The organism is Asaia sp. SF2.1, from assembly GCF_000505765.1.
Taxonomy (GTDB): domain Bacteria; phylum Pseudomonadota; class Alphaproteobacteria; order Acetobacterales; family Acetobacteraceae; genus Asaia; species Asaia bogorensis.
This window is the reverse complement of sequence record NZ_AYXS01000007.1, coordinates 8,045-13,931: the sequence shown is the minus strand read 5'-3', so window position 1 is coordinate 13,931 and position 5,887 is coordinate 8,045. Positions and strand designations below refer to the sequence as shown.

9 protein-coding genes are annotated in these 5,887 nt (G+C 58.7%); 5 read left to right on the top strand and 4 right to left on the bottom strand.

Annotated features, from left to right (window positions below; translation table 11 throughout):
• Positions 1-7 precede the first annotated feature (7 nt).
• On the top strand, positions 8-469 hold the full coding sequence (locus P792_RS24990) for a substrate binding domain-containing protein (RefSeq protein ID WP_255345451.1): 462 nt from the start codon (positions 8-10) through the stop codon (positions 467-469).
• A 168-nt stretch (positions 470-637) separates the two neighbouring features.
• Here the strand turns inward: P792_RS24990 and P792_RS24985 are convergent, their stop codons facing one another.
• The 3 genes from P792_RS24985 to P792_RS24975 form a co-directional block, all read right to left on the bottom strand.
• Positions 638-991, bottom strand: coding sequence for a pentapeptide MXKDX repeat protein (locus P792_RS24985; protein ID WP_023978030.1), 354 nt, complete (start codon positions 989-991; stop codon positions 638-640).
• Positions 992-1,098: 107 nt separating this feature from the next.
• The gene (locus P792_RS24980) at positions 1,099-1,848 is read right to left on the bottom strand and encodes a molybdopterin-dependent oxidoreductase (RefSeq protein WP_023978029.1); all 750 of its coding nucleotides are present in this window, start codon (positions 1,846-1,848) and stop codon (positions 1,099-1,101) included.
• On the bottom strand, positions 1,845-2,468 hold the full coding sequence (locus tag P792_RS24975) for a cytochrome b/b6 domain-containing protein (protein ID WP_023978028.1): 624 nt from the start codon (positions 2,466-2,468) through the stop codon (positions 1,845-1,847). Before P792_RS24975 ends, P792_RS24980 begins: the two co-directional genes overlap by 4 nt.
• 162 nt (positions 2,469-2,630) lie before the next feature.
• Between P792_RS24975 and msrB the strand changes: the two genes are divergently transcribed.
• Genes msrB through P792_RS24955 form a run of 4 tightly spaced genes read left to right on the top strand, consistent with a single transcriptional unit; the run spans position 2,631 to position 5,084 of the window.
• Positions 2,631-3,092, top strand: coding sequence for a peptide-methionine (R)-S-oxide reductase MsrB (msrB, locus tag P792_RS24970; protein WP_031240255.1), 462 nt, complete (start codon positions 2,631-2,633; stop codon positions 3,090-3,092).
• 8 nt (positions 3,093-3,100) lie between these two features.
• Positions 3,101-3,892: a peptide-methionine (S)-S-oxide reductase MsrA gene (gene msrA, locus P792_RS24965; protein ID WP_023978026.1), complete on the top strand. Its 792-nt coding sequence runs from the start codon at positions 3,101-3,103 to the stop codon at positions 3,890-3,892.
• Positions 3,893-3,922: 30 nt separating this feature from the next.
• Complete coding sequence (locus P792_RS24960) at positions 3,923-4,453, top strand: sigma-70 family RNA polymerase sigma factor (protein WP_031240252.1); 531 nt, start codon at positions 3,923-3,925, stop codon at positions 4,451-4,453.
• Complete coding sequence (locus P792_RS24955; RefSeq protein ID WP_023978024.1) at positions 4,440-5,084, top strand: NrsF family protein; 645 nt, start codon at positions 4,440-4,442, stop codon at positions 5,082-5,084. The genes P792_RS24960 and P792_RS24955 overlap by 14 nt, the downstream gene beginning before the upstream one ends.
• 48 nt (positions 5,085-5,132) lie before the next feature.
• On the opposite strand, the gene yghU is transcribed toward P792_RS24955, so the two are convergent.
• Positions 5,133-5,887, bottom strand: a 755-nt coding sequence (yghU, locus tag P792_RS37445) for a glutathione-dependent disulfide-bond oxidoreductase (RefSeq protein WP_023978023.1), incomplete at its 5' end; no start/stop codon positions are given.

Sequence of the window (5,887 nt, the reverse complement as noted above, 5' to 3'; positions counted from 1 at the left end):
TGTCGACGTGGCAATCCGGATAGGGGCAATGGCTGACTCTGACCTGCTCGCCAGCAAGCTGGGGAGGATCGAATTATGGCCCTGCGCGAGCCCGGCCTACCTCTTGGAAAGAGGTAGGCCCCAAACGCCACACGACTTGGCCGATCACGAGTTGCTCGGGTGGACCGATCAACCGTCGATCTGGCGTTTTAGGGATCGCTCTGATCGCGAGCATCGCGTACCTGTCGCTGTTCGATCCGTCATACCGGAGCCTGCCGTCCTGCAGGTCGTCCTCGAAAACGGGGGAGGGGTCGGACGTCTACCTGCCTTCTTGGCAAGCCCCTTAATCGAGCAAGGGCGACTTGCGAGACTGCTCCCAGACTATGAGGCGGAGACGGTGGAGGTACATGCGGTCTACGCCGCGCATCGGAGCCTCTCCTCCAAGGTTCGTGTTTTTATCGATGCCTTGCGTGGACATCTGACACGATAGCTACTCGTATTATCCTATGGGATACAGCTCATCGGCAGCGAAGGCGAAAGCTTTCTGATGTCACCTTTTTCTAACGTGCCCCGGCGCTGTTTGGCATTTCGCTAGGACCAGAACTCGATTACGCCCCCAAGGGACGACCTGTGGCTTTTGGCCACAGGCGTCTGGCCCTTAGTTCGGCTTTGCCATGTCGCCTTTAGAGTCATTGCTCATCGCGTCATGTTCCATCGGGTCGTGCTTCATCGCACTGCTCATCTTGTTCTTCTTTTCCATACCCTCTGACTTCATCATGCTGCCATGCTTGCCCATGGACCGCTTCGACATCCCGTGGGGCGCCATTTCGTCATTCGTCATGGCATGCTGCTTCATGCTGTCTGAGGACATGTCGCCGTGGGACATGTTGTCATGTGCCATTGAGCCCTGCGACATCGTCCCTTGTGGCATGGTGTCCTGAGCGAAGGCAGGGGCTCCCAGCAGCATTGCCGAAGAAAAGGCACAGGCAAGTGCGAGTGTTCGGAAAGACATGAATACATTCCTGGATCGGTTTAAAGGATCGGAAAATGGCCGCGCCAGCTTCCGATAACTCTCCTTTCGCCTCAGCCTTGCCGCAGGTTACATGCCTGTGTGCTTTTTTATGAACCGCCGAACCAGTCATACCCCTGGTCTTCCCAATATCCGCCCGGAAAATGATTTGTGACCTCGATGGAGGCGAGATATTTCGGGTTTTTATAGCCGAGTTTTGTAGGGATACGGATCTTCATCGGGGCGCCATAGGTAGGAGGGAGAGGAGTCCCGCCGAAATCCAGCGCCATGATTGTCTGCGAATGAAGTGCCGTCGCCATATCGATACTCGTGCTGTAATCATCAAAACAGCGGAAGTTCACATATTTTGCCCGCAGATCGGCTCCGACATGCTGCAGGAATACAGAGAGCGGAACCCCCGACCAATCCCCTATAGCGCTCCACCCCTCCACACAGATATGGCGCGTGATCTGCCTTTTCTGCGGCAGGGTGCGAAACCGGGCGACCGACCAGGGGCTCTTGTCTGAAACAAGCCCGCTTACCTCCAGCCGCCATGATGACGTCTCGACGAGCCTTACGTCGCTCTCGTCATAATAGGCATTGAATGGAAAGGGATGTGTGATGCGTGACGGGTCAAATTCCCTCGCGAGGCGCTGACGGCTGAAAAGAAGCGCCTGCATCCGGTCGGTTAAACGTGACATCAGGCTGAGGGCGTGTTCCACCGACGCATTATCGTCCAGTGCGCAGCCTGAAAGCAGGGAAAGCCCACCAAGCGAAAGACTGTTCCGCAGGAAGAGCCTGCGTTCGAGCTTGCGCAACTCAGGCGCGACAGCGGCGCGGTCGATTTTCGGCAGGCTCATGATGCGCTCTCCTTGTCGCTATCTGGCATGCGTCGCCCGAACACCATGCCCCACAAGGTGGCAGGCACCATCAGGGCAAGCGCGACATGAAGTAGAAGAAAGCCCACAATCAGGCTCATCATGGCAAAATGGATGCACCGGGCAATGTCGTAGCCTCCGAACAACCAGGTCAGCCATCCAAGTTGCACGGGTTTCCAGATCGAGAGGCCCGTCGTGACCGTCAGCACAGCCACCACAAGCACGCCCGTGTAGAGGGCACGTTGCACGGCGTTGTAGTGCCCGGCCTTGTGGGAGAGCTTCAGGCGCAGGGCCTGCCCAACATCCCTCACCACAGATCGCGGTCCTGCGGGACGCAGGTCGTTGCGAAAATGCCCGCCCGCGGCGCCATACACAACGTAAACCAGCCCCGCCCCCATCAGCACCCACATGGCAGCAAAATGCCAGGCAAGGCCGCCGCCAAGCCAGCCTCCAAGAGTGATGGCAGCGGGGAATTCGAAAGGCAGGATAGGGGAGGCGTTGTAGATCTGCCAGCCACTACCGATCATGACGAGCATGGCAAGCGCGCCTGCCCAATGGGTGAGGCGTATGATCGGTGCGGGCGCGCGTCGCGATCCTGACATGGCAGTTCGTTCCCTGAGTCTTCTGGAGGCTGGCAGAGCTTCCTTCGTGCGCAGGCCCCTAAAAGTTACGGCACGGAACGAACAAAAACATTGTGGCTGCCCGTAACCTTTGCACGGTGCAGCACGAAGGATGGAGTGAAATTCAGCAAAAGGGTGAAGTTCATGACATCGCGTCGACAATTCTGCTTTGCTTCGGTCTGTCTGGCTCTGTCGGGCCGCGCCTGGGGCGCAGAACCTTATCGCGTGAAGCATAGTGCTGCTGAATGGCGGCGCCTGCTCACACCGGAGCAATTCGAGATTCTGCGCGAGGCTGGCACCGAGGCACCCTGGTCCAGCCCGCTCCTGAACGAACACCGACAGGGGCGGTTTGCCTGCGCAGGCTGCGTAACGCCGGCATTTGACTCACGCAGCAAGTTCGAAAGCGGGACGGGCTGGCCAAGTTTCACGGCAGCGCTGCCCCATGCTGTTCAGGAGCGTGGGGATGACAGTCTTGGCATGGAGCGCACGGAGGTACGGTGCGCGACATGTGCTGGTCATCTTGGCCATGTCTTTGATGACGGTCCCCAACCGACCGGATTGCGCTACTGCATGAACGGTGCAGCCCTTACCTTCAGGCCAGTCTGAAAGTTCGCATGATGATCAGAAAAAACGTGCTTGGCGTCGCGCTCGCCACATTCAGCCTTTATGGAATTCTGGACGAGGTCACTTCAAGGGCGTCTGCCTATCCGACCTTGCCTGAGCCCGTTATCGTGGCAAAGACCGGTAACGACAAACCCATCGGGCAGATGACGGCACCCCCCGATGATTCCCGTCCGGGGATGACACCATCCAGCGTCGTTTTTGCGGGAGGGTGTTTCTGGGGGGTGCAGAGCATTTTCCAGCATGTGCGAGGCGTCACCGCTACCCGAGCTGGATATGACGGCGGTGCGCGTGACACGGCCCAGTATGAACGCGTCAGCGAAGGCGATACCGGTCATGCGGAATCGGTTGAGGTTGAGTATGATCCGACCCTCGTCAGCTTTGGCACGCTGATGCGGATATTCTTCACCGTGGCACTGGACCCGACGCAGATCGACCAGCAATTCCCCGATACGGGGCCACAATACCGTTCCGTCATATTTACGCGCACAGCGCAACAAGCGCGCGAGGCAGAGGCCTATATCGCGCAACTCGATGCCGCCCACATCTTTGCCCAGCCCATCGCAACGCATGTTCAGCCTGACAAGGCGTTTACCGGGGCGGAAAGAGAGCATCAGAATTTTGCGGCGCGTTATCCGCATAATATCTACATCGAGACCTATGATGCCCCGCGGCTGGACGCACTGCGTGCCAGCTTCCCGGCAAGCTGGCGGACAGAGCCAGTCCTCGCACTTTCTACGGCACCCGGGTCTTTACGTATGTCAAATGATAGCGGTAGGAAATGATCTCCGGTCACGCATGAAGGCAGCAGATTTTTGACAGAAGCGGATTGGAGCCGTTGGATGGAGGCCGCGCAGGCAGGAGATGCACAGGCTTATCGCTTGGTGCTGGGCGAGGCACAGGCATGGGTGCGCCGTTTTTTCCTCAAACGCTTGCCGCCCTCAATGGTCGATGACGCCGTGCAGGACACCCTTATGGCGGTGCATGAGAAGCGTCACACCTTCGATCCTTCCCAAAAATTCGGCCCGTGGATTGCGGCGATTGCGCGTTACAAATGGATTGATCGCCTCCGGGCCGCCAGGCGTACACAAACGACCCTGCTTGATGAGACGGTGGCTGTGGGCGATCACGAGGAACAGGTGACCACGGCTCATGCACTGGAAAAGCTTCTGGCGCAGTTGAAGCCGGGGCCAGCAGAAGCGATCAGGTTGGTGAAGTTGCAGGGATTGAGCATAGAGGAGGCAGCACGTCGCACAGGGCAATCCGCGACGCTGGTGAAGGTCAATATCCATCGCGGGTTGAGTCGTATGAGCACGCTGGTGATGGGAGGCAATGATGGTGAATGATCCCCTGATCGAGCAATTTGTAACCGATCTTCGCCCCGTCCGGAGGCGCTCGCTCTGGCGCGATGCCTTGACCCTCGCGGTTCTCGCCGGGGTCGAGATTGGTGCAGTGCTCGGGTTTGGCCTGATGCGCCCTGACATGCCCCATGCCATGCACATGATGAGCTTCTGGTGGAAGGCAATCGGACTGCTGCTGATCGTCGGGCTGGGCGTTGCTTCGGCGCTGGTCTCGCTCGACCCGACGCGTTCGCCCCGGCAGGGGCTGCGTCGGCTGGGCGTGACCGCTCTTGTACTTTTTGCTCTTGGCTGGCTTGTGGATGCGCTTCAGGCTGAGCCAGAGGCCTTATGGCTCAGGCTTGATCCGGTGCACGGCATGGTCTGTGCACGCAAGATCGTAGAGCTTGCTCTGCCCGCTGTCCTCGCGCTGGGTGTTATCGTGCGCCGCGGCGCACCGGTTGATGTGCGCGGAACGGCGTGGGTCACTGGCATTGCCGGCGCGGCTTTTGGTGCGCTCGTCTTTGCTCTTGCCTGCCCCTTCGATGACCCGCTTTATCTCGTCGTCTGGTATTCATTGGCCTGTGCGCTGATGGCCTGCGGCACGCGTCTGGTATTGCCGTGGCTGATACGCTGGTAGTTCCGGGCGATGCGGGGTGCATCGCCCGATGCGGCGGGGTGGAACCGATCAGATCGCGCTGTCTTTCGGCAACTTGTCCTGCGTTCTGAGCTCGAAATCTGAGCTGTCATGGCGTTCGCGAAGCTGGGAAGAGAGCGGGCCTAAGAGCCTGTTCACCATCCGGCCCCGCTGGACAGCAGGGCGTTCGAGCAACCGGGCTGACCACGCCTGCACATGGGAATACTCCTGGACGCTCAGAAACTGTGCAGCATCATTATAAAGCCAGCCTTCAACAAGGCCGCCATACCAGGGAAAGATTGCCATATCGGCGATTGTATAGGTGTCGCCTGCTATATATTCATGCCTGGCAAGCTGCCGGTCGAGAACGTCCAGCTGGCGTTTGGTCTCCATGGCAAACCGGTTGATTGCATATTCGATCTTCTCAGGGGCGTAGGCATAGAAATGGCCAAAGCCGCCGCCGAGATAGGGTGCGCTGCCGACCTGCCAGAAAAGCCAGTTCAGACAGGCCGTACGCGATGGAACATCCCGAGGCAGAAAAGCCGCGAATTTCTCGGCAAGATAAAGCAGGATCGATCCTGATTCGAAAACGGGCAGGGGGGTGCCCCCGCTTTGGTCGACCAGCGCCGGGATCTTGGAATTCGGGTTGATGGCTGTAAAACCCGATCCGAACTGATCGCCATCCCCTATATGGATCAGCCAGGCATCATATTCCGCCCCCTCATGTCCCAGGGCCAGGAGTTCCTCCAGCATGATCGTCACCTTTACCCCATTGGGCGTACCCAGTGAGTACAGCTGGAGCGGGT

What these genes read in the sequence shown, in the direction of transcription:
- msrB (WP_031240255.1), top strand. Translation starts at nt 2,631, where the DNA reads ATGACATCGCGTCGACAATTCTGCTTTGCTTCGGTCTGTCTGGCTCTG.
- P792_RS24955 (WP_023978024.1), top strand. Translation starts at nt 4,440, where the DNA reads ATGATGGTGAATGATCCCCTGATCGAGCAATTTGTAACCGATCTTCGC.
- P792_RS24975 (WP_023978028.1), bottom strand. Translation starts at nt 2,468, where the DNA reads ATGTCAGGATCGCGACGCGCGCCCGCACCGATCATACGCCTCACCCAT.
- P792_RS24980 (WP_023978029.1), bottom strand. Translation starts at nt 1,848, where the DNA reads ATGAGCCTGCCGAAAATCGACCGCGCCGCTGTCGCGCCTGAGTTGCGC.
- P792_RS24985 (WP_023978030.1), bottom strand. Translation starts at nt 991, where the DNA reads ATGTCTTTCCGAACACTCGCACTTGCCTGTGCCTTTTCTTCGGCAATG.
- msrA (WP_023978026.1), top strand. Translation starts at nt 3,101, where the DNA reads ATGATGATCAGAAAAAACGTGCTTGGCGTCGCGCTCGCCACATTCAGC.